Raw genomic sequence first — 20,897 nt, forward strand, 5'->3', positions numbered from 1 at the left:
GCGGGTCCCCCGCACAGCCACGGTAGTGGTGCATCTGGAATCCGTGTTCCCGCACATTCGGCGCTAGTGACAAGGCCGTCATACTTCCGGCGGCGCTTCGCGCGCCGACACGGTACTTCTTCAAACCGTCTACTTCAGTCTGCTTTTCTTTGGAGCGCAGTGCGCTCCAAAGCATCCGATTTTGATCCTTTACTGTGTCGCCGGTACCGCAGGCGTTGCGCCCGACGCTGCTGCGGGCGCGGCCGCTGGGGCGCTTGGTGTGTCGCCCGGGTCCGTGTAGTTCGGTACGCCTGCCGGGGCGCCTGTGGCGCTTCCTGACGCGGCGTTCGGGGCCTCGGCGGCGTCGCCTGGGTCCGTGTAGTTGGGTACGCCGGTGGCTGCACCTGATGCGCCCGAAGCGCCCTTGGCGGGCGCGGCCGCGCCGGAGTCGCCACCCTCGTCGTCGTAGTTCGGGAGCGGGGCGGCGTTGTCGCTTGTGCCGCGCAGCCGCGCTTTGCGCTGCTGCGTATAGGCGTCGCGGACAAATGAATACTTGTCCAGCGCAGCCTGCTCCAGCAGGCTGGATGCGCCCAGCAAGTCGGAACGTACGCTCACGAATTGCAGCACGTACAGCGGATTGCGTACCGCCGGCTCGATGTAGTTCAGCGGGTTGAACTTCACATCCACCACCAGACCCATGCTGTCACGCACCGTGCTCGGACCGAATAGCGGCAACACAAGGTACGGGCCGGACGGGATGCCCCAGTGGCCCAGCGTCAAACCAAAGTCCTGGTGGTGCTTCGGCAAGCCGGCCGGCGTCGCCCAGTCGAGCAGACCGCCAAGGCCAAAGGTCGAGTTGAACGCGAAGCGCACGATGTCTTCCGTCGCGTCCGTGATCTTCAGTTGCAACAGGTTGTTGGCGGCGTTCGTCAGGTCGCCCAGATTCGAGAAGAAGTTGCTGACCGCGGTGCGCAAGGGCTGCGGCGTCACTTTCTGGTATCCCTTGGCGACCGGAACGGCGACGAAGCGGTCCAAACCGTCGTTGAACTTGAAAATCACGCGGTTGGCCGGCTCGAACGGGTCGCCCGGTTTGCGGTCGGGGCCGGTCGCGCAGCCAGAGATCAGACCGGTGGCGGCCAGCGCCAGCACGGTGGTTCGCAGCTTCATGCCTAGATTCCTTTCTGCTTTCCGCGACGTTGGCGCGGCTTGCCCATCAGCACGGGTTGGAACACCACCGCGCCGATCAGTGTGCAAAACAATGAGAGTGCCAGCAAGCGCCCCATACTCGACGTGCCCGGATGGTGCGATAGCCAGAGGCTGCCGAACGCCGTCGCCGTGGTCGCCGCGCTGAACAATACGGCATGCGTAAGGCTCGACTGCAAAAGGCTAGTCTGCCCGTGGCGCCACGCCATGACGAAGTAAATCTTGAATGCTACGCCCACGCCGAGCATCAGCGGTAACGCAATGATGTTCGCGAAGTTCAGCGGCATGCCGAACACCACGCACAACTCCAATGTCACCAGCGCCGATACCAGCAACGGAACCAGCGTGCGCAGCATATCGCTAAGCCGCCGCAACGCAATCCACAGCAGGATCGCGATCGACAGCAAGGCCCAGCAGGCAGCCTGCAGGAAGGCCTTGATGATCGTGTCCGCGGAATGCAGGATCGAGATCGGTCCGCCGATCGCGCCCGGTTCCGCCTTCTTCACCGCGTGGGCGAAGCGGGCGAGCATCGCGTCGTCGTTCGGATCGACACCGGGTTTGACCTTCGGCGCAATGTCGACGAGCGCATGGCCGTCTTTCGAAACCCAGTCCTTGGCGATCTCCTTGGGCAGGTTGTCGCGCGTAATCTCGGTCGGCTGCAACAGATCCGCCAGTTGCTTCAACGCGATGCGCAGCGGCTCGGACATCGCGGTTTCGGCGCGGTCGCGCGTGGCGGCGTCGGCGGCGGCCAGCTTCTGCAGCGTGGCGGACAGATGCTTGGCTTCGGCGGCGCCCGGGCCCGGGTGATCGTCGGCGGCGAGCGAGAGCTGGTTCGACGCGCGCTTCAATGCGGCGACGCGCACCGCGTCCGTGGCTTGAGGCGCTGGCTGTTGCTGCAGCGCGGGCAAGAGCTGCTGCGCGGCACTCGCAATCAGCATCAGCTTTTGCTGCTGCTCGGCCGGAACGAAGGTGTCGAGCGTGGTCACGCGGCCTACTTCCGGCAGCGTGCGCAGATGTGCGGCCTTCTGGTCCGCATCCGCCAGCGTCGGCGCCAGCACGTGCACGTTGTTGACCGCCGCTTCCGGCGAATCTTTCAGCGACAGCAGCGTCGCCATCGATTCCGTATGCGGGTCTTTCAGATGCAAAGGGTTGAAGTCGAAACGCAAATGCGTGAGCAACGGCGTGGCGCCGATCACGACGATCAGCGTGCCGATCAGCACCGGCTTGCGATGATGATCGAGGAAATCGTCGACGGGGGCGAGTTGCTTGAAGCCGGGGGAAGCGGCTTCGCCCGGCGGGTTGAAGACCTTCAGCAGCGCCGGCAGCAGCGTCATGTTGGTGAAGTACGCGACGAACATGCCGACGCCGGCGATCTCGCCCAATTCCGACACGCCGCGATAAGCCGTCGGCAGGAACGAGAAGAAGCTCAGCGCGACCGCCACGGCCGCGAGCGTCAGCGGCACGCCGATGCTGTGCGCGGTATGCATCAGGGCGGCGGAAAGGCGGTCGTCCCGATTGCGCTCCTCACGGTATTTGACGCCGAACTGCACGCCGAAATCGACCCCGAGCCCGACGAACAGCACCATAAAGGCGACCGAAATCATATTGAGCGCGCCGACCATCAGCAGGCCGAGCGCCGCGGTGATCGCAAGCCCCACGAACAGCGTGATGAACACGGCGAGGATCATGCGGCCCGAGCGCAGCGCCAGCCAGAGAATGACCAGCACGACGATGAAGGTGCCGATGCCGTTGAGCACGGCGCCGTCCTGGACCGACGCGAATTCTTCATCCGCGAGCGGCTGTTGGCCGGTCAGACGGACCGTGGCGCCGTAGCGCGTATCGAGATGCAGCGAGGCGGCGGTGGCACGGATCGCTTTCGACGCGCTCGCGCCCGGCTCCAGCGCGTCGTAGTTCACAACCGGCTGCACCGTGACGAAGGCGCGCGCCGGATCCGTGGCAACACCCTTGTCGACCAGCGCACGCCACGAGAACGCCGCCGGCTGGCCAGCCAGCACGCGGTCGAGCGTGGTGGCGCTTTGCGACAGCAAATGGCTCATGTCGGCCAACTTCACCTGCCCAAGCTGGAGCGGCAGCAACAGACTCGTGGTGAGCGTGCCGGCGAGGCCGGTCAGGCTCGGATCGTGCGCAAGTGCATTGACGAGCGGACGCGACTGGACGAGTTGCGAAGTGGTCGAGAGGACTTCATCGGTCGACGGGAACAGCAGGCCATTGTGTTCGAAGAAGGGGCCGCCGGCAGGCTGCGACACTGCGACGAACTCCTTGGAATCGGCTTTGAGCGCGGCCGTCAGCACATTGGCGGCGGCATCGGCAAACTCCGGCGCGCGGGCTTCGACCACTACCAGCACCGTGTCGCCCCGGTCGGGAAAGGCCGTGTCCATGGCGTTTTCGAGCGACGACCATTGCTTGTCGGTCTCGATGAGACGGCTGATGTCCGTGTTGATCTTGAAGTTATGGGCGACGTAGATGCCGCTCAATATGGCGAGCACGACTGACAGGGCGATGATCCGTAACGGATGGCGCACCGAATAGGCGACGAGACGGACGATAGATGACTTCAGCATGTAGGCGGAGGTGGCCTTATCACGAGTGGTGTTTTTGACGAAAGTGCACAAGTATACAGAGCCGGAGCGACTCGGCTCTACTTCGGTAGCAAGGCAGGCTCCCGGGCAGCGCGGCCGGGGTGGGAACGCAATATCGGTATACTGGTCTATCCTGCTTTCGCCGTGGGCTCGTGAGCCTGCCGGCGCTTACTTTTTGGGGTTGTGGCGAGCGTATGAAACGTTATCTGTCTGCTTTTCTGGCTGCGGCCGTGGTGTCCACGGCGGCCTATGCGCAAAGTGCGCCTGATGCCGTGGTGAAGACTGCCGTTGAAGGCACGGTTGCCGCGATGAAGGCCGATCCGCAGGCGCGCGGTGGCGATATGGCCAAGATTACCGAACTGGTTCAAACGCGCTTTGTGCCGGCTACCGATTTTCAGCGGACCACGCGGATCGCGGTAGGGAAGGCATGGAGTACGGCGACCCCGGAACAGCAGAAGCAGTTATACGACCAGTTTACGCTGCTGCTGGTACGTACCTATGCCGCATCGCTTTCGCAGTTGCGCGATCAGGACGTGAAGTTCAAGTTCTTGCCCGTCACGGTGTCGGCCGGCGCCAAGGACCTGGTGGTGCAATCGCACGTGATCAGCAATGGTGGCGATGACGCCATCGATTACCGGCTGACCAAGGGCGCCAACGGCTGGAAAATTTACGACATCAACATGATGGGCGCCTGGCTGATTCAGGTTTATCAGACGCAGTTCGCCGATCAGATTTCCAAAGGCGGTGTTGACGGGCTGATCAAGTTCCTGACTGCGCATAACGCACGAAGCGACGGCTAAACCAGCTCAGGTCGCACCAAAAGAAAAAGCGCGGTGGCAATCAGGCCACCGCGCTTTTTTGCAATATATCCAGCAGGGAACGGACAAAACTGCACCAGGAGCGGCACCCAGCCGCCCCAAGACAGCTTAGTGCGCGGAAGCGGAAGCCGCCGTCTGCACCTTCTTGCCCTTACCCGCACGCCCAATCTCTTCCAGCTTGATCTCGACGTGGCGCGAGAACACGTACTCGGCCGGACGTTGCTTATCCAGAGCAATGTCTTTCACGAAAGCGCCCGAAGTCTTCGGACCGCGCAGGCTGACCTTCAATGCCTTCAACGGGTGTGCCACCGTATCCATCACGGCAGTCGCCTCGAAGCCGCAGTGCACCATGCAGTCCGCGCACTTTTCGTAGTTGCCCGTACCGTACTTTTCCCACTCCGTGGTTTCCATCAGTTCCTTGAAGGTCTTCACGTAACCTTCGCCGACCAGATAGCACGGCTTCTGCCAGCCGAACACGGTGCGCGCCGGGTTGCCCCAAGGTGTGCACTCGTAGGTCTGATTGCCGGCCAGGAAGTCGAGGAACATGCCCGACTGGCTGAACGACCAGTTCTTGCCGTTGTTGCCGCGCTTGAAAATCTCGCGGAACAGGTGCTTGGTCTTGTCGCGATTCAGGAAGTGCTGCTGATCCGGTGCGCGCTCATAGGCATAACCCGGCGAGACGGTGATGCCGTCCACGCCCATCGGGCCGAGCGTATCGAAGAAGGCGGCAACGCGTTCCGGCACGGCGTCGTTGAACAGCGTGCAGTTGATGTTCACGCGGAAACCACGGCGCTTCGCTTCCTTGATAGCGGCGACAGCTTTGTCGTACACGCCTTCCTGCGACACCGAGTGATCGTGCGCCTGCTGGTCGCCGTCGAGGTGAACCGACCAGACGAAGTACGGATTCGGCTCGTAGTCGTCCATCTTCTTTTCCATCAGCAACGCATTCGTGCACAGGTACACGAACTTCTTGCGCGCGATGATGCCCTTCACGATCTGCGGCATTTCCTTGTGCAGGAGCGGCTCGCCGCCCGCGATCGACACAACCGGTGCGCCGCATTCGTCGACTGCGCCAAGGCATTCTTCGAGCGACAGACGCTGATTCAGGATGGGATCCGGATAATCGATCTTGCCGCAGCCATTGCAGGCAAGATTGCAGCGGAACAGCGGTTCCAGCATCAATGCGAGCGGGTAGCGTTTGTTGCCAGACATATGCTGGCGCATGATGTAGGCGCCGACCCGGACTTTCTGTAGCAGCGGAATAGACAAGACGTCCTCCTTAAACTTCGCGTGCAGCGAGTGGTTGCATCAGTTTCGATGGCAACTTGAATTCGACTTTTTCTTCACGGCCCGCCATCGTCGTGACATCGACGGGCCCCAATGCGCGCAGCGCATCGATTACGTTCTTCACCATTTCTTCCGGTGCCGAAGCACCGGCCGTAATGCCGACAGTTTGCACGTTGGCAAACCACTCCGGCTTTACTTCCGAACCGTCGGCGACGAGGTAACTTGCCACGCCGCTTTCGCTGCCAATCTCGCGCAGCCGGTTCGAGTTCGAGCTATTGGTTGCGCCCACCACCAGCAGTACATCGACCTCTTTGCTCAACTCGCGCACCGCCGCCTGGCGATTTTGCGTGGCGTAGCAGATGTCGCGCGTGTCGGGACCGACGATGTCGGTGAAACGGCGCAGCAGGGCGTCGATGATGCCACGTGTGTCGTCGACCGACAGCGTAGTCTGCGTGACGTACGCAAGCGGCGTATCGAGCGGCAGGTCCAGATGCGCGACCTCGGCCTCGCTCTGCACCAGCAGCACCTTGCCGGGGATCTGGCCGATCGTGCCTTCCACTTCCGGATGGCCGGCGTGGCCAATCAGAATCAGGGTACGACCCGCCGCCACATATTGGCGTCCTTGCACGTGAACCTTGGTTACGAGCGGGCAGGTTGCGTCGAGCACGTCGAGGCCGCGCTGTTCCGCGTCGCGCTCGACGGTCTGCGCGACACCGTGCGCGCTGAAAATCGCCACGGCGCCATGCGGCACTTCATCGAGTTCTTCGACAAAGCGCGCGCCTTTCTGGCGCAGGTTGTCCACCACGTGGCGATTGTGAACAATCTCATGGCGAACATACACGGGCGCGCCGTGTTGCTGTAATGCGCGATCGACGATTTCGATTGCACGAACAACACCCGCACAAAAGCCGCGGGGTTGAGCAAGGATGACTCGCATAAATTGGCGAACTCCGACTGACGCGGGTTTCGAAGAAGCCGGTAAATCTGACTTTATCGCCGCGACCATCTATCTAGTTGACGTCTTGAGCCCCGGCGACGAGCCGGTACAGCAAAACCAAACGCGCATTCTAACGCTATCAGGCCGGCTTTGCTCTGACAGGCCCGTCAGGGTGTTGGACTACCGCCGCGCCGCGGGTTCGCCGTCCAGCGTCGTATCCATGGCGCATGGCGGCATGATGCGGTTGGCAGTGCACGGCTGGTAATGATTACACGCTGGATTACAGGCTGCACCGGTTTAACGGAACCCTTAAACTACGTGGTCCTGCGGCACATATCGGCTGCCGCATTACAGAATGGTTTCGAGGCTCGCTGGATGGACGTCGATCAATACGAAAATTTTCCGGTCGCGAGCGTGTTGCTGCCAAAGGCGCTGCGCGCGCCTATCGGCATTATCTATCAGGTTGTCCGCACCGCCGCCGACATCGCCGATGAAGGCGACTGGAGCCCGGCCGAGCGGCATGCCCGCCTCGCCGACTTTCGCGCCGGCCTCGACGCGGTAGCGCAGCGGCGCGCGGCACCGGTGCACCCGCTGCTGTTCGGCAAGCTCGCCGGCGTGATCGCGCAGTATAAACTGCCGCTCGCGCCGTTTTACGATCTGCTCCACGCCTGCGGTCAGGACATCGACAACAACCGTTACGCGGACCGGGCCGCCTTGCTCGACTATTGCCGCCACTCGGCCAGCCCGATCGGGCACCTGATGCTGCATCTGGTGGGCGCCGCCACGCCGGAGAATCTCGCCGACGCCGATGCGATCTGCACGGCGGCGCAACTGATCAGCTTCTGGCAGGAAGTCGCCGCCGACTGGAAAAAGGACCGCCTGTATTTACCCCTCGCCGATTTGCGGCACTTTAACGTGACTGAGGCGCAGATCGCGAGAGGCGTCGTCGACGATGCGTGGGTAAAACTGATGGCCTACGAGATTTCGTTTGTCCGGGCCACGCTGGTACGTGGCGCGCCGCTCGCATTACGGATTCCTGGGCGGCTCGGCATCGAGTTGTGCGGCGCAATTCACGGCGGTTTGCGCATTCTCGAGCGGATCGAAAAAGCCGGCTATGACGTGTTTCGCGAGCGGCCGGTGCTCAACACTTTTGACTGGTGCGTCGTCGCGATACGCACTGTGGTGATGCGCCTGTCGCGGCGCGTCGGCGTAGAAGCGGGTTCACTCGAGGGTAATGCTTAATGGTGGTGGTTCTGTTTCTTCTTTCCTGTCTTTCCCTGCTGATCTGGTGCGTGTTGCTGTTCGCGCGCGGCGGTTTCTGGCGGGCGCGTCCCGCCGCGCCGCTGAAGCTCGACCCGCGTGAAACGTGGCCCGCGGTTGCCGCCGTGGTGCCGGCACGCAACGAAGTCGATGTGATCGCGCAAGCCGTCACCTCCCTGCTCGAGCAGGACTATCCCGGCGAATTCCATGTGATCGTGGTCGACGACCACAGCACCGACGGCACCGCCGACGCTGCCCGCGCGGCCGCATTGCAACTGCAATGCCCGGATCGCCTGACGGTGCTGAGCGCGAAGCCGCTGCCGCCGGGCTGGTCCGGCAAGGTGTGGGCGCAGTCGCAAGGGATCGAGGCGGTGCGCACGCTTGGCCTGCCGGCCGATTTCCTGCTGCTCACCGACGCGGACATCGGCCATCCGGCCGACGCTGTGACGCAACTCGTGGTCCGTGCGGACGCGGAAAAGCGCGACCTCGTTTCGCTGATGGTTCGTCTGCGCTGCGATTCGTTCTGGGAGAAGGCGCTGATTCCAGCCTTCGTGTTTTTCTTCGCCAAGCTATACCCGTTCTCGTGGGTCAACAATCCGCGTAACCGCACGGCCGCGGCTGCGGGCGGCTGCATGCTGGTCCGGCGCAGCGCGCTCGAAGAGGCGGGCGGCATCGAATCGATTCGTGCCGAACTGATCGACGATTGCAGCCTTGCCGCGCGAATCAAGCATCGCGGCACGGGGCGTCATCCGATCCGTCTGGATGTGGCGGCGCGCAGCGTGTCGCTGCGTCCTTACGATAGTTGGCGCGATATCTGGAACATGATCGCGCGTACGGCCTTTACGCAGTTGCATTACTCGCCGCTGCTGCTGGCGGGCACCTTGCTGGGCATGACGATCATCTACCTGATGCCGCCCGTGGCCGCGCTGGTGCTCGGGCCGCTGGGCTGGCCTGCGTGGCTCGCGTGGGCGCTGATGTGCTGCGCGTATGCGCCGATGCTCAGCTATTACCGCCGCTCGCCGCTGTGGGCGCCGTTTCTGCCGCTGGTGGCGCTGTTCTATGTCGGCGCGACGTTTGCCTCAGCGGTGCGTTACTGGCGCGGCAAGGGCGGCCAATGGAAGGCGCGCGTGCAGGCACCGGTGCAGGAGCGCTAAAAGTCGCACGTCCAGCGATTTGTCGGACGAAAAGAAAAGCGGCGCCTTTGGGCGCCGCTTTTTTTACATCGACCTTTGCCTTTGTATCAGGCCTTGCTGAGCATCATGTACATCTGGATCACCATGTCGGGTGAGAACGTGAACGGCACCCAGCCGTGACCGGTGTGGCGCATGACCAGCAGGCGATCGCCATTCGACTGCTTCTGCACGGCCATGACGGGATTTTTCGTCGAAACGAAGCGCCAGCCCGGCGGGATGCCCGGCGGCGGTTCCGGCGTCATCGAGGCACGTGCGTTCGACAACTCCTCGATCAATTGCCCGATCTGTTCGGCACGCAGCGCCACCGTCTGACCGCCGATCGTCATGGTGATCTCGTTCTGTGCGGGACGGTTGATTTCGAGTGTGGGTTGCAACTGGGCGGCCGGTTCTGCGGCGGGCACAGGTGCGGACTCCGCAGCTTCTGCCGCTGCGCTTGCGGCTTCAGGCGCCACGCGCTCCGCTGCCGCTTCGGACGCGGCATGACTGGCCGCCGGCGCTTCTTGCGCCGTGACGTTTGCGGATGTCTCGGGGATGTTTTCGGCCTGCGGGGCCACGACAGCCTGGATGAGCTGATCGACGCCCACTTCCAGCGCGCCGAGCTGTTCGTGAAGATTCATGCGAGGTTTCTCTGGTAAGACCTACGATTTTAACTGTTGCGCGTAGGCTTTTACCTGTCGCTAACACAGTGACGTTGTAACAAAATGCGTGCAGGCCACGCCGGAGCACCGGTGTGACCTGGGTGAGTTCAGTGGTGCCGCCGAAGCGGCGCGCTGCTGATTACGCCGCCGATCGGTGGTGCCCGCCTCTGGGCTTTATCAGGCCTTGTTCAAGTATCCAGCTTGCCTGAACCACTCGAGCGCATCGCTCAGGCCCTCGCGATAAGGCCGTGCGCGATAGCCTAACTCGCGTTCCGCCTTCGCCGACGTGAAGTACATCTTGTTCTTCGACATCTTCAGACCGTCGACGGTGAGAAACGGTTCGCGCTTTGTGATTTTGGCGACGGCTTCGGCGCCCGCGGCGAGCGGATAAAGCGGCCAGCGCGGCAAACTCAGCGTCGGCGCCTTGCGCCCGGTCAGCGCCGCGATATCCGCGAGCATTTGTTGCAGCGGCAGATTTTCACCGCCGAGAATGTAGCGTTCGCCGATCTTGCCGCGCTCAAGCGCGAGGAAATGGCCGGCCGCCACGTCATCCACATGCACGAGGTTCAGCCCCGTATCGACGAACGCGGGAATCTTGCCGAGCGCTGCTTCGACGATGATGCGCCCGGTCGGCGTCGGCTTGACGTCGCGCGGACCGATCGGCGTGGATGGATTGACGATCACGGCCGGCAGGCCGTCCTCGGCGATCATGCGCTCCACCGCGCGTTCGGCCAGCACCTTGCTGCGCTTGTACACGCCGATCGCCTGGCCGGCTTTGAGCGGCGAGGTTTCGTCGGCGGATTGGCCGGAGCTGGTAACTTTCAGCGTGGCCACGCTGCTCGTGTAGACGATACGTTCGACCCCTTCCTTCAGCGCCGCGCGCATGGTCGCCTCGGTGCCTTCGAGATTCGAGCGCTCGATTTCGCTCGGGTCCGGCGCCCACAGGCGATAGTCGGCCGCCACGTGCAGCAGATAGCGCACGCCGCGCAGCGCGTTGCGCATCGACGCTTCGTCGCGCATGTCGCCGACCACGATTTCCGCGTCGAGCGCCTCGACGTTCTTGCGCGGACTGGTGGCGCGCACCAGCACGCGCACCTTGAAACCCTTCTGCTGCGCGATGCGCGCCACCGACGAGCCGACGAAGCCGGATGCGCCGGTTACGAGCACGAGATCGCGATTCTGTTCGGTCATTCTGTTTCATTCCCTGCGTGACAGTCGACGGATTGTACGTGTCGCGCGCGCCGCGTGGCGCGCCGGGCGGTCCAGACGCGCGGGCGAACTGATGAAACGTGGCCGAGCATTCTCGTCGCGGCGCGACTAGAATGCCGGCTTGAAAGAATTGCGAGGAGAGGACGGCATGGCCCCGGATCTGGATCAGCGGATCGAAACGTATTACGTGCGGGTGCGCGGCACCGTGCAGGGCGTGGGCTTTCGCCACGCCACCGTGCGGCAGGCCCACGCGCTCGGTATCAAGGGATGGGTGGCAAATCTCGACGACGGTTCCGTCGAAGCGATGTTGCAGGGCTCGGCCAACCAGGTCGACCGGATGCTGTCGTGGCTGCGTCACGGGCCGCCGGCGGCGCGCGTGACCGAAGTGACCGGCGAAGAACGCGCCACCGAAAAGCGCTACGAACGGTTCGAGCAGCACTGAGCGGCTTCGCGCAAAGGAAAAAAGCGGTGCGCCATCATGGTTACGGCGCACCGCCTTTGTGTGTTGGTCCGGCCGCTCCCGTCGGCCGGCAGCGGTCGGGTGCGCTCAACGCGCGACCAGCAGGCTCTCCGCAAAGCCCCAGCCGTCTTCGATCCATTGATGGCTGCATACGAAGCCCGCATCGTCTGCGATCGTGGGCACCTCGTCCGCGCGATATTTATGGCTGCTCTCGGTCCAGATCGTTTCGCCTGCCTTGAGCGAGACCGTCAATTGCGCGGCGCCCACGTGCGCGGTGAGATCGCGCTTCGCACGCAGATGCATTTCAATGCTGCGCGCGTCCGGATTGAAGCGCGCGACATGCTCGAAGGCATCGAGCGGAAAATCGCCGTCGAGCTCGCGATTGATACGCGCCAGCAGATTCAGATTGAACGACGCGGTTACGCCGACCGCGTCGTCGTAGGCGGCTATCAGCACCGGCGTCGGCTTGATCAGGTCCGTGCCGAGCAGCAGCGCGTCGCCGGGCGCAATCATGTTGCGGATATCGCGCAGAAAACGCGTTGCCGCGAGTCTGCCGAAATTGCCGATCGTACTGCCAAGAAACAGCACGAGTAAGCGCTCGTCCGCCGCGCGGTTCTTGCTCACTTCGGCCAGACCCGCCAGATAATCGCGTTCATAACCGACGATCGAAATGCGCTCGATGTCGCCGAGTTCGCGCCTGCACAACTGCAACGCACTGCGCGAAATTTCAATCGGGCAGTAAGAAGTGGGGCGCTTTTTACACAGCGCCTCCAGAATGCGCCGCGTTTTGCGGCCGCTGCCGCTGCCCAGTTCGGCAACGGTCACGTCATGCGGCAAATGCGCGACGATATCCGCCGCGTGCTTCGTCAGCAGCTGTTCCTCGGCGCGTGTCACGCCGTATTCGGGTAGAACGGTGATCACTTCGAATAGCGCGGAGCCGACTTCGTCATACAGATACTTCGACGGCAGTTCTTTCTGCGGCGTGTGCGTGAGTCCGGCGCGTACGGCGGCGGCAAAGGTCGCGCGGAATAGATCGGGCGACGCGTCGTGCGATAGGGCTGGCTGGGTCATGCTGGCTCCAGTAGTCACATTCGATGAGCGGGATTGCCGGCCGGGCGGTGGCATGCGCGGTGAAACGAAGTTGCTGCATGCCGCGGGAAAGAAGGGCTGGCTCAAGTCCGTATGGACTGCCTTTACCGGCCCGGCTCGTTGATGCTGCAGATGACGGTTGCAAATGACGGCTGACCGTTACTACGAATATCCGCGATGTCTCGGATGAGGTTGCAAACGGCGTCGCCAGACTTCGAAGCAAGATTCGCGCTTGAGCAACTGCACGGGAACTTGCCGGCGTTGCAGTTGCAGATTGGCCAGGCGCGCGTGAAGTTATGTTCTAGTGCATCGGCGCACGATGCGCACGGGGAAAATTGCTGCTTCCTGCAATGAGCGAACGGGCACGTTGGCCGCGAACCCGTCTAGAATGCCCGCTTATGCCCGTTGACGCCCGCTTGCATCGCCTGTCGAAGATAAAAACGCAGCGCTGATTCACACCACAAGACGCGCTGCCAGATTGAGAGACTTCACTTCCAATGACAACAATTCGAAGCGCGCAGCCCCTTGCTGCGTCGCACACACCTGCACCGCACGCCAAGGCAACTGCATCACGGGCCGCGCAATGAACCAGTATGACCCAAAGCGCGGAATTGCGTTATCCGTCGGCGCGTCCGCGATGTTTGCTTTACTGTCCGCTTACGCCAAACTGCTTGCGCCGTTGAACGGCCTCGACATTTTCGCGTGGCGCGTCGTGTGGACCGTGCCCGGCGCGTTGCTGCTGATCGTATTGCGCAAACGTCTGCCCATTCTTCGGCAACTTCTTTACCGCATGGTGACGGAGCCGAGGCTTGCCATGGCGATGGGTGTCAGCGCGGTTCTGCTGGGTGCGCAACTGTGGGTGTTTCTATGGGCGCCACTGCACGGGCGCATGCTTGAGGTCTCGCTCGGTTATTTTCTGCTGCCGCTCGTGATGGTGCTGGTGGGGCGCTTCTACTATCACGAGCGCCTCGACGGCTTGCAGTGGCTCGCTGTGATCTGCGCCGCGTTGGGCGTCGCGCACGAACTGTGGATGACGGGTGCCTTTTCGTGGCCCACCTTGCTCGTGGCACTCGGCTATCCGCCGTATTTCGTGCTGCGCCGCAAAATCAACCAGGATTCGCTCGCCATGTTCACGGTGGAAATGGCCTTGCTATTGCCGGCCGCGGCTGTGTTCATCTTCATCGGCGGCTCGCTGGCGACGATCGGCGGACGTATCGATATGTGGTGCCTGTTGTTGCCTGGCCTCGGCGCGCTCAGCACGCTTGCGCTCGCTTCGTATCTGAAGGCAAGCCGTTTATTGCCGGTCGCGTTGTTCGGCATCCTCGGCTATGTCGAACCGGTGTTGCTGGTGTTTGTTTCGATCACATTGCTTGGCGAGACGCTCAATGCCGCGCAGTTGGCCACCTATATTCCGATCTGGATCGCGGTTGCGCTGACGGCATTGCATAGCGTGCGGCTCGTTCGGTTCGCGCCGCGTTGAGCTTGTGGCGCAGAAGGCGCAGCGGTTTAGCGGTGCACGGCTGCGCGATCCGCATTGATACGCGTCGCGCCGACCTGCGCTTCGATCGCTTCGCGCAGCGCCGGCCGCCAGCCGAAACCGAACAACGCTTCAGCGAGCACGAATAGCGGTCCGATCAGCAGGCCCATCACGTCGTCGACAAATGCCGGCTTGCGATGTTCGTAGGCGACATGGCCGACGAACTGAAACACCCAGCCGATCACGAAGAGGCCGATGCCCGAGGCGAGCCAGGTGAGCGTAGCCTGCGCGGCGAGCCATTGTCCGCACGCGACGCACAGTACCGACACCACGGCCATCATCACGCCGAGTGGCACGTCGAGCACCAGGTAATAGATAGTCGCCGCGACGAACAATACCCACGCGGGCGATAAGGTAAACGGCAGCGCGGCCAGGCCGAAAGCCGGCCGGCTCAACAAGACCGCGAGCGCCAGCACGATCATCGGAATACCGACGAAATGCGTGGCGATGTTGCGCCGGTCGCGATGGTAGGCCGCGTATTGCGTAAGCTGTTGTGTCAGCGTTCTCATGGATGCCGCTCCTCAATCAAAGTCAGCATAATCGCGGGCAGCGGAATTTGAAACCATCGGGTAGCCGACAATCGGGCACGGATGCCGTCCTATGACTGCGAGTTTTTCATCGAATGAGCTTGCCGCGCTGCTGGCGCGCAGCGCGTGGTTTCGCTCGGCGCCCACTGCCATGCAGGCGCAGCTGATCCAGGCGGGGCGTATCGAGCGCCTTGCTGCCGGTGAACGGCTTTTCACGCGCGGCGATTCCGACGATGGCCTCTATTGTGTGCTCGACGGCCTGATGCGAATCGGCGCGGCGAGTTCGGCCGGCAAGGAAGCCTTGCTTGCGGTTATCGAGCCGGTTAACTGGTTCGGCGAGATCGCGCTGTTCGATAACCGCCCGCGAACCCACGACGCGTATGCCGAGCGCGATGCCGAGCTGTTTCATGTGCCGCGTGCGGCGCTTGCCACGCTGCTCGAACGCACGCCCGAGTACTGGCATGCTTTCGGTTTGCTGTTGACGCAAAAACTGCGCCTCGCTTTCGACGCCATTGAAGAAGCCGCCTTGCTGCCCGCCGCACCGCGCGTGGCGCGGCGCTTGTTGCTGATGGCAGGCGGCTACGGCGAGCCCGGTGCAATGCGGCGCGTACTCAAGGTGCCGCAGGAGGACCTGGCGATGATGCTGGCCTTGTCGCGGCAGACGATCAATCAGGTGCTCAAGCAATTCGAAACGCAGGGCGCGCTGAAGTTGCGTTATGCGGAAATCGAAATCGCCGATGTGCAGAAACTCAGCGCGCTAGCCGATCTGAATCCGGCCGCAGACTGATCGAACCGGGTCGTGCTCAGGTCGCGCACGACGACGCGTCTTTATAAGCATTTTACGGCGCACCCCTATTTCTTTGGCGATTCGCTACACCAAGCCCGGTAAGGTCGAGCCACCCCGGTCAGGAAGCGAAAATATGCATGGAAATAGCGCTCTGGATGGTGTGCAAACACAACACGATCCTGGTTCGAAATTCAGCCTGAAGACCCTGTTCGCGGCAATCGTCTTCTCGCTTGCCGCTGCCTCCCACGCTGCCGACGCGCAATCGACGTTGGCCGCGCCAACTGCCGCGAGCGATTCAACGCCTGACTCCGGCTTGCCGGCGCTCAGCGATATCACCGCCATGCTGCGCGCGCAGTTTCGCGTCGCACCGTTGGAATCCATGAAGATTGCGCGCGCGGTGTTGATCGAAGCCGACCGTCACGCCATCTCGCCGGTTTTGCTGCTTGCCGTGATGTCGGTCGAGTCGAGTTTCGATCGCCACGCGGTCAGCAACGCGGGCGCGCGTGGGCTCATGCAGGTGTTGCCCGCGGCGCATCCTCAATTGATTGCGGGCACAACTGATTTGTCCGATCCGGCGATCAACGTGCGGATCGGCACGACCATCTTGCGCGCTTACCTTGACGAGAGCGGTGGCGATCTCGATGCCGCGCTGCTTCGCTACAGCGGCGGCGGCCGCGGTTACGCGCGGCGTGTCGTGCTGCGGATGCAGCGCCTGGACGCAAGTTTGCGCCACGAATGATTGACGCATTCGTGGCGCATGTGTTTCTGCTTTAGCGTTTTTAGCTCATCGCCCCGGCGAACTCGGCGCGCAGATCTTGCAACCTGTCGCGTGCAGTGCTCAGACGTTCGACGAGTTGTGCCGAAGCGCGCGTGATCGGCATACGCGTTTCATCGGTCATGGCATGGTCGAACGCCAGCATCGCCTTGATCGCGGATGGGTTAGGCGCCGCGAATAGCAGACGCAACACGGGCAGCAGGCTGGCGAACAGGTTGCGTTCATCCTGCTCGCGGTCGGCATGAATCAATTCCTGTACTGCGACCAGAAGATCCGCGCAGACATGCGCGCTGGCCAGAATGCCGCCTGTGCCGCCGTTGTGCAGGCAGTCGTCCAGCGCTTCGTCGGTGCCGCACAACACGTTGATCGGCAGGCCGCGCAGCTTGCTGAAGTGTTCCTTGACGCACTCCTTGATCGCGACAATGTTGCCGTACTCGACCAGGCGCGCAACCGTGTCCGGCGCAATCGCTACGCCGGTCCGATGCGGCACGTCGTACAGAACGATAGGGCGTTCGGTGGCGAGGGCCGCCTGTTCGAAATGCCATTGCACACCAGCCTGATCCGGACATACGTACGACGGTGGCGAAATCAGATAACCCGTGCAGTCCCAGCGTTCATAACGCTGAATCTCGTGCAGGACGTCGCGCGTATTCGAGCCGCCGACGCCGATCAGCATCGGCAAGCGGGAGCCGACGACGTCGGTCAGCGCCTGCAACACGGTGAGGCGTTCGGATTCCTGTAACAAAGCGGCTTCGCCCGTCGTGCTCAAGGCAACAAAACCGCTGATCTCCGTGCTCAGGTAGTAGTCCGCGAGGCGTTGCAACGCGTCGACGTCGACTTCGCCGTTACGCAGCGGGGTAACGATAGGCAACCAGATACCTGAAAACATGATTAGCGTGCCTTTGCGACGGCATGGCGGCGCTTCAGTGGTCCGATCAGTGCGGCGGGGAGTGTCGAGATCAGCGTATGCAGGGTGAAGTCGAGGTCGTCGAGTGCGATGTCGAGTTGCACGCGTACTTCTTCACGTACGGCTTCCGTGCTGACCACGTATACGCCGAGCGGAGAATGAAGCAGTGTGCGGAGCTGGGTGCCGGGAAGATCGTGCGACGGATGGGGCAGGGTTATCTGCAAGCGGGCGCGAGCCGTGGGGAAAGGAATGACATTGTTGCGTTGGACCGGCGGCGCGCTGAGCGGCTGCGTTTCGAAGCTGTCGATTGATTGCGTGAGAGCCATTTAATGCGGCGTTCGTTGACGCCATGGTTGATCAAGACAGTTCGAGATTAGACGTCTACGGGTAAACACAGTGCAAAAATTGGGGGCTCTGACGAAAAAAAGGCGAGTCGCGAGACTCGCCCTCCCTGAACGGCACAGTTCGGCTTCGATTAACTACGCATGCCTGGCCGGTGCGTGCCGAAAACCGATCACGTGTTATTGCGTCTTTGTCGCGTCGGTCTTTGCGCCGTCGGCTTTTGCCGGGGCATTGCTGGCCTCTTTCGCACTCTCCGTCTTTGTCTTGCTTGCGCTCGGTTCGACAGCGGCCTTCCTGGTGGCTTTATGAGCCTTCGCCGTATGCGTGGCGGAAGCCTTCTTCACATGCGCCTTCGTCGCGGCCTTTGTCGGCGCTTTCGTTGCCGCCGTGCCTTCGTCCGTGGCGCCGGTTTGCACGGCGGTGCTCGCCTTCAGATTCGCTTGACCGGCGGGTTGCGTTTGCGCGGGTTGCGCGGCCGACGGCGCTGCAGTTTGTGCGAATGCGGTCGACACGACGAGAGCGGAAGCGAGAGCAGCGAAAAGCGTCTTCATGATGTAACTCCTGTTAAACCGGTTGTTCTTTGTGTCGCGGCTGAAATGTTTCAGCGCTGCCGGTTTAACGTTGGCCGGAAGACAGCAGTTGACGGTGCTCTGGTGACAAAACGTAACGGCGGATACATATCGGGGTGCTGAATCAATCAGTGCCGTTTCGGTGAATGCGCTATTGAAACGGATTCTGCACGACGCCCGGTTTCGCGTCGGGCTCGTCCTTTACCTTGGCGGGCAAGTCGGCCTGCGCCTGCAATGTGGCTACGATTGCATCGATTGCTTCTTTCAATGCCAATGCCGCCTTCAGCCCGCGCTGGTCTCGCGTCAGTTCCAGCGTTCCGTTCAGCACCACGCGCGTGGTGCCGTTGCTGACGGTGAGTGCATCGCCCTGGATGTTGAGCACGTCGTCATCGTTCGAATAGGGTTTAAACACCTTTTAGTCCTCCCGGTCGCTGGTCTTTGAGATTCTCCGGAATGCCCGGAAAACGGATGCCCGAGGCCGCCTCGAGTTCGTGAATCGTCCGGATGTCGTAACGGTTGGTCGAGACATTGTCCACTACCACCGCGAACGCCATTTTGCGGGACGGCACGTAGACCGCCTTGAACAATTGCGTCGGCACGAAGACGCGCGTCGGTCCGATGGTCTGCAGTTGCTGGCCGCTGAAAATCGGCCCGGTGACGACATACGTATCGTCGTACGACGTCGCGATCTTGCGCACCGACGTTTCGATACGTGCCCACAAGCGCTGATTGTTCTCGCGATTTTGCGGCACCACGTTGGCCAGCGAAAACGATTGTGCCATCGCTTCCTGAGTCCAGCGATTGCCCGCCGGGCTCATATGCCCGCGATCGAAGCCGCTACGCTTGTAGTCCGCGAGCGTGGCACCTTCGCCGTCGGGCAAACGCGCGTCTTCGAAAAATTTGTTGGTGCGGACCATGTCTTTGGCGGCTTCGATATGGTCGCGCGTCAGATGCTCGGTGGACCACAGCGGACCGTGCGTGATACCCGAGTGCAGCACCGCGAAATCGCTATAGCAAAGCATGCGCGTTTTTGGTGCCATCTTCTGATTGGTCAGAACCGGCCATTGCGCATTCGGGGTGAACTGGATGCAGGAAGGCGCCGTGCTCGCGTGAGCGGAAACGGCGAATAACAGACAGGCAAACCACTTCTTCATGTGTCAGTGAGTTGAAGGATCGGGGGCGCAAGTATAGCGTCGCGAACCCTTATCGAGCGACGTGGAACGCAGCGGAACACGGGCGGGAGGAAGCCGTTTTTGCGTGGCGCCCGCAGCGATAAAAATGCTGCGCGCGGAAGACGGGAAGAAGCGGAAGAAGCGCCAGGCACAAAGCCTCAAAAGCTTTGCACCAAAAAAACGGGCCGCTTTGCAGCGACCCTAATGCGTGGATTTCCAACTCTACGCATGCAAACTTAAGAAGGACTTAAGCCGACGCAGCGCAGAGCATGGCGCGCGTTGAAGATCGAAACCGCGCACGAATCCTTCACCGCGCGGGCAGCGCGGTGCGCGTGCGTAAAAAATTCGACTAACGAAAAAAGCGCTCGAACCTAATTACCGAACACGCTATGTTCGGCGTGTACGTTCTGACGATCGACGGCTTGCAGGCGCCAGAAGCCGCTGGTCGGCGCACGCGTGGGCAACGCTGTCCAGGCTGCGGCGCCTTGCGCCGCGCTCACGCGTTGCTTGCGGTCGACGTGCAAGCCGCGCAGCGTGCACAGCGGTGCATCCGTGCTCGGCGCACAGAGGGTGGTCACGCCATTGTCGTCGTGTAATTCGCCCCAAGGGGGCAGATCGATCCCTTGATGTGCTTCCCTTGACCACCGATGTTCGTCGGTGTCGAGCCATAGCACAGCGTAATCGTGGCTGACGGTGGGATCGGAACCGTTGATGAGGATGGTCAGGCGCATGGCAGGTTCCGTACAAAGTGCGAAGTGATGCCCTAACAGTCTATGCCGCAGCGCGTGTTATGCAAGGCAAAAAAGGGACCGTGATTGGGTGCGAAAAAACGTACGCACAATGCATGCGGCTGTACGATACCCGCGTCTGAAAGACATTCGTGGAGGCGCGCCATGCTGCGTCGATTTCTGCAATTCTCGATGGTGGCGGGATGCGTGGGCGCGGGATCGACACTCACTGCCGCGGCGGATAGCGTCCCCTTCGCCGCGCCGGCGCCCATCGTCTACGTGGCCGACTTCGAACTCGGCGCGTCCAGCGTGACGCCCGACAGTGGACCAGGACAGCGTGTGCGCCGCCTGCGCGGTCTTTTGCCGGCCGGCCCGGGGCCGCTGGGCAAGGACAAGAATCCAGAGGAGCACGCGAAGGACATCGTGAACGAGATGGCGGATGCGCTGACGGCCGATCTGAAGCAAGGCGGCGTCGACGCGCGCCGCATTGCGCCTGGTCAGCCGCTACCCGCAGCGGGCTGGCAGGTACGAGGCGTGTTTCTGAGTGTCGACGACGGCAATCGTCTAAGACGCGCGATGGTCGGTTTTGGTGCGGGTCAGAACGATATTCAGGTAGCGGTATCGTGCGACAGCCTTGGCGCGGCTGATTTGCCGCCGCTCTATCAGGCCGTCGAAGAAGCCGATAGCAAGGGCAAGCCCGGCGCGGTGATCAAGCTCAATCCCTACGTGATCGCGGCCAAGTTCGTGATGGCGGGCGGCGATGAGAAAAAGACGCTCAAGAAAACCGCGCAGCAGATCTCGGATTCGGTGATTGCGAAACTGCACGGGGTGGCGCAGTGATCGATGCGCTGTCGCTCACCCCTTCGATACAGGTAAAAAC

General features: G+C 62.1%; 22 protein-coding genes. 8 read left to right on the plus strand and 14 right to left on the minus strand.

The features are described from left to right. Positions 1-189: 189 nt before the first annotated feature. Both GH665_RS21405 and hpnN read right to left on the minus strand, forming a co-directional pair. Positions 190-1,146, minus strand: coding sequence for an MlaA family lipoprotein (locus GH665_RS21405; protein ID WP_153138659.1), 957 nt, complete (start codon positions 1,144-1,146; stop codon positions 190-192). 2 nt (positions 1,147-1,148) lie between these two features. After that, positions 1,149-3,764: a hopanoid transporter HpnN gene (gene hpnN, locus GH665_RS21410; protein WP_153138661.1), complete on the minus strand. Its 2,616-nt coding sequence runs from the start codon at positions 3,762-3,764 to the stop codon at positions 1,149-1,151. A gap of 212 nt (positions 3,765-3,976) precedes the next feature. Between hpnN and GH665_RS21415 the strand changes: the two genes are divergently transcribed. After that, complete coding sequence (locus tag GH665_RS21415; RefSeq protein WP_153138663.1) at positions 3,977-4,582, plus strand: MlaC/ttg2D family ABC transporter substrate-binding protein; 606 nt, start codon at positions 3,977-3,979, stop codon at positions 4,580-4,582. A gap of 126 nt (positions 4,583-4,708) precedes the next feature. On the opposite strand, the gene hpnH is transcribed toward GH665_RS21415, so the two are convergent. Both hpnH and ispH read right to left on the minus strand, forming a co-directional pair. Continuing rightward, on the minus strand, positions 4,709-5,869 hold the full coding sequence (hpnH, locus tag GH665_RS21420; RefSeq protein WP_153138665.1) for an adenosyl-hopene transferase HpnH: 1,161 nt from the start codon (positions 5,867-5,869) through the stop codon (positions 4,709-4,711). Positions 5,870-5,879: 10 nt separating this feature from the next. Then, on the minus strand, positions 5,880-6,824 hold the full coding sequence (ispH, locus tag GH665_RS21425) for a 4-hydroxy-3-methylbut-2-enyl diphosphate reductase (protein WP_153138667.1): 945 nt from the start codon (positions 6,822-6,824) through the stop codon (positions 5,880-5,882). Positions 6,825-7,199: 375 nt separating this feature from the next. Here ispH and hpnC point away from each other — a divergent pair, with 375 nt between their 5' ends. Both hpnC and GH665_RS21435 read left to right on the plus strand, forming a co-directional pair. Further along, positions 7,200-8,066 carry a squalene synthase HpnC gene (hpnC, locus tag GH665_RS21430; RefSeq protein WP_153138669.1) on the plus strand — a complete coding sequence of 289 codons (867 nt, stop codon included), beginning with the start codon at positions 7,200-7,202 and terminating at the stop codon, positions 8,064-8,066. Further along, complete coding sequence (locus GH665_RS21435) at positions 8,066-9,238, plus strand: glycosyltransferase (protein ID WP_153138671.1); 1,173 nt, start codon at positions 8,066-8,068, stop codon at positions 9,236-9,238. The genes hpnC and GH665_RS21435 overlap by 1 nt, the downstream gene beginning before the upstream one ends. 86 nt (positions 9,239-9,324) lie before the next feature. Here the strand turns inward: GH665_RS21435 and GH665_RS21440 are convergent, their stop codons facing one another. Beyond that, a complete protein-coding gene (locus GH665_RS21440; protein WP_153138673.1) occupies positions 9,325-9,894 on the minus strand; it encodes a hypothetical protein in 570 nt (189 codons plus the stop codon). Positions 9,895-10,092: 198 nt separating this feature from the next. Next, positions 10,093-11,106 (minus strand): hopanoid-associated sugar epimerase, encoded by a 1,014-nt coding sequence (hpnA, locus tag GH665_RS21445; RefSeq protein WP_153138675.1) that lies wholly within the window; start codon positions 11,104-11,106, stop codon positions 10,093-10,095. Between the two features lie 166 nt (positions 11,107-11,272). Between hpnA and GH665_RS21450 the strand changes: the two genes are divergently transcribed. Further along, positions 11,273-11,566 (plus strand): acylphosphatase, encoded by a 294-nt coding sequence (locus GH665_RS21450; protein ID WP_063500556.1) that lies wholly within the window; start codon positions 11,273-11,275, stop codon positions 11,564-11,566. 105 nt (positions 11,567-11,671) lie between these two features. Here GH665_RS21450 and egtD read toward each other — a convergent pair whose 3' ends face one another. Then, positions 11,672-12,655 carry an L-histidine N(alpha)-methyltransferase gene (gene egtD / locus GH665_RS21455; RefSeq protein ID WP_153138677.1) on the minus strand — a complete coding sequence of 328 codons (984 nt, stop codon included), beginning with the start codon at positions 12,653-12,655 and terminating at the stop codon, positions 11,672-11,674. A gap of 601 nt (positions 12,656-13,256) precedes the next feature. Between egtD and rarD the strand changes: the two genes are divergently transcribed. Further along, on the plus strand, positions 13,257-14,153 hold the full coding sequence (gene rarD / locus GH665_RS21460; RefSeq protein ID WP_153138679.1) for an EamA family transporter RarD: 897 nt from the start codon (positions 13,257-13,259) through the stop codon (positions 14,151-14,153). 26 nt (positions 14,154-14,179) lie between these two features. On the opposite strand, the gene GH665_RS21465 is transcribed toward rarD, so the two are convergent. Further along, on the minus strand, positions 14,180-14,719 hold the full coding sequence (locus GH665_RS21465; RefSeq protein ID WP_153138681.1) for an Mpo1 family 2-hydroxy fatty acid dioxygenase: 540 nt from the start codon (positions 14,717-14,719) through the stop codon (positions 14,180-14,182). A gap of 91 nt (positions 14,720-14,810) precedes the next feature. Here GH665_RS21465 and GH665_RS21470 point away from each other — a divergent pair, with 91 nt between their 5' ends. Both GH665_RS21470 and GH665_RS21475 read left to right on the plus strand, forming a co-directional pair. Beyond that, the gene (locus GH665_RS21470) at positions 14,811-15,524 is read left to right on the plus strand and encodes a Crp/Fnr family transcriptional regulator (RefSeq protein ID WP_153138683.1); all 714 of its coding nucleotides are present in this window, start codon (positions 14,811-14,813) and stop codon (positions 15,522-15,524) included. Positions 15,525-15,657: 133 nt separating this feature from the next. Then, the gene (locus tag GH665_RS21475) at positions 15,658-16,263 is read left to right on the plus strand and encodes a lytic transglycosylase domain-containing protein (RefSeq protein ID WP_153138685.1); all 606 of its coding nucleotides are present in this window, start codon (positions 15,658-15,660) and stop codon (positions 16,261-16,263) included. Between the two features lie 40 nt (positions 16,264-16,303). Here GH665_RS21475 and GH665_RS21480 read toward each other — a convergent pair whose 3' ends face one another. From GH665_RS21480 to GH665_RS21505, 6 genes are all read right to left on the minus strand, one after another. Next, complete coding sequence (locus tag GH665_RS21480; RefSeq protein WP_153138687.1) at positions 16,304-17,188, minus strand: 4-hydroxy-tetrahydrodipicolinate synthase family protein; 885 nt, start codon at positions 17,186-17,188, stop codon at positions 16,304-16,306. Positions 17,189-17,190: 2 nt separating this feature from the next. Next, a complete protein-coding gene (locus GH665_RS21485; protein ID WP_153138689.1) occupies positions 17,191-17,532 on the minus strand; it encodes a hypothetical protein in 342 nt (113 codons plus the stop codon). Between the two features lie 195 nt (positions 17,533-17,727). Beyond that, the gene (locus tag GH665_RS21490; RefSeq protein WP_153138691.1) at positions 17,728-18,099 is read right to left on the minus strand and encodes a hypothetical protein; all 372 of its coding nucleotides are present in this window, start codon (positions 18,097-18,099) and stop codon (positions 17,728-17,730) included. A 169-nt stretch (positions 18,100-18,268) separates the two neighbouring features. Beyond that, positions 18,269-18,529 carry a hypothetical protein gene (locus tag GH665_RS21495; protein WP_153138694.1) on the minus strand — a complete coding sequence of 87 codons (261 nt, stop codon included), beginning with the start codon at positions 18,527-18,529 and terminating at the stop codon, positions 18,269-18,271. After that, complete coding sequence (locus GH665_RS21500; RefSeq protein ID WP_153138696.1) at positions 18,522-19,271, minus strand: DNA/RNA non-specific endonuclease; 750 nt, start codon at positions 19,269-19,271, stop codon at positions 18,522-18,524. The genes GH665_RS21495 and GH665_RS21500 overlap by 8 nt, the downstream gene beginning before the upstream one ends. 389 nt (positions 19,272-19,660) lie before the next feature. Next, positions 19,661-20,020 carry a DUF3564 domain-containing protein gene (locus GH665_RS21505; protein ID WP_153138699.1) on the minus strand — a complete coding sequence of 120 codons (360 nt, stop codon included), beginning with the start codon at positions 20,018-20,020 and terminating at the stop codon, positions 19,661-19,663. A gap of 162 nt (positions 20,021-20,182) precedes the next feature. Between GH665_RS21505 and GH665_RS21510 the strand changes: the two genes are divergently transcribed. Beyond that, entirely contained in the window at positions 20,183-20,857 is a 675-nt protein-coding gene (locus GH665_RS21510; protein WP_153138700.1) for a DUF4410 domain-containing protein, read from the plus strand. Positions 20,858-20,897: the final 40 nt, after the last annotated feature.

It is taken from the genome of Paraburkholderia agricolaris (genome assembly GCF_009455635.1).
In the GTDB taxonomy this organism is placed as follows: Bacteria; Pseudomonadota; Gammaproteobacteria; order Burkholderiales; family Burkholderiaceae; genus Paraburkholderia; species Paraburkholderia agricolaris.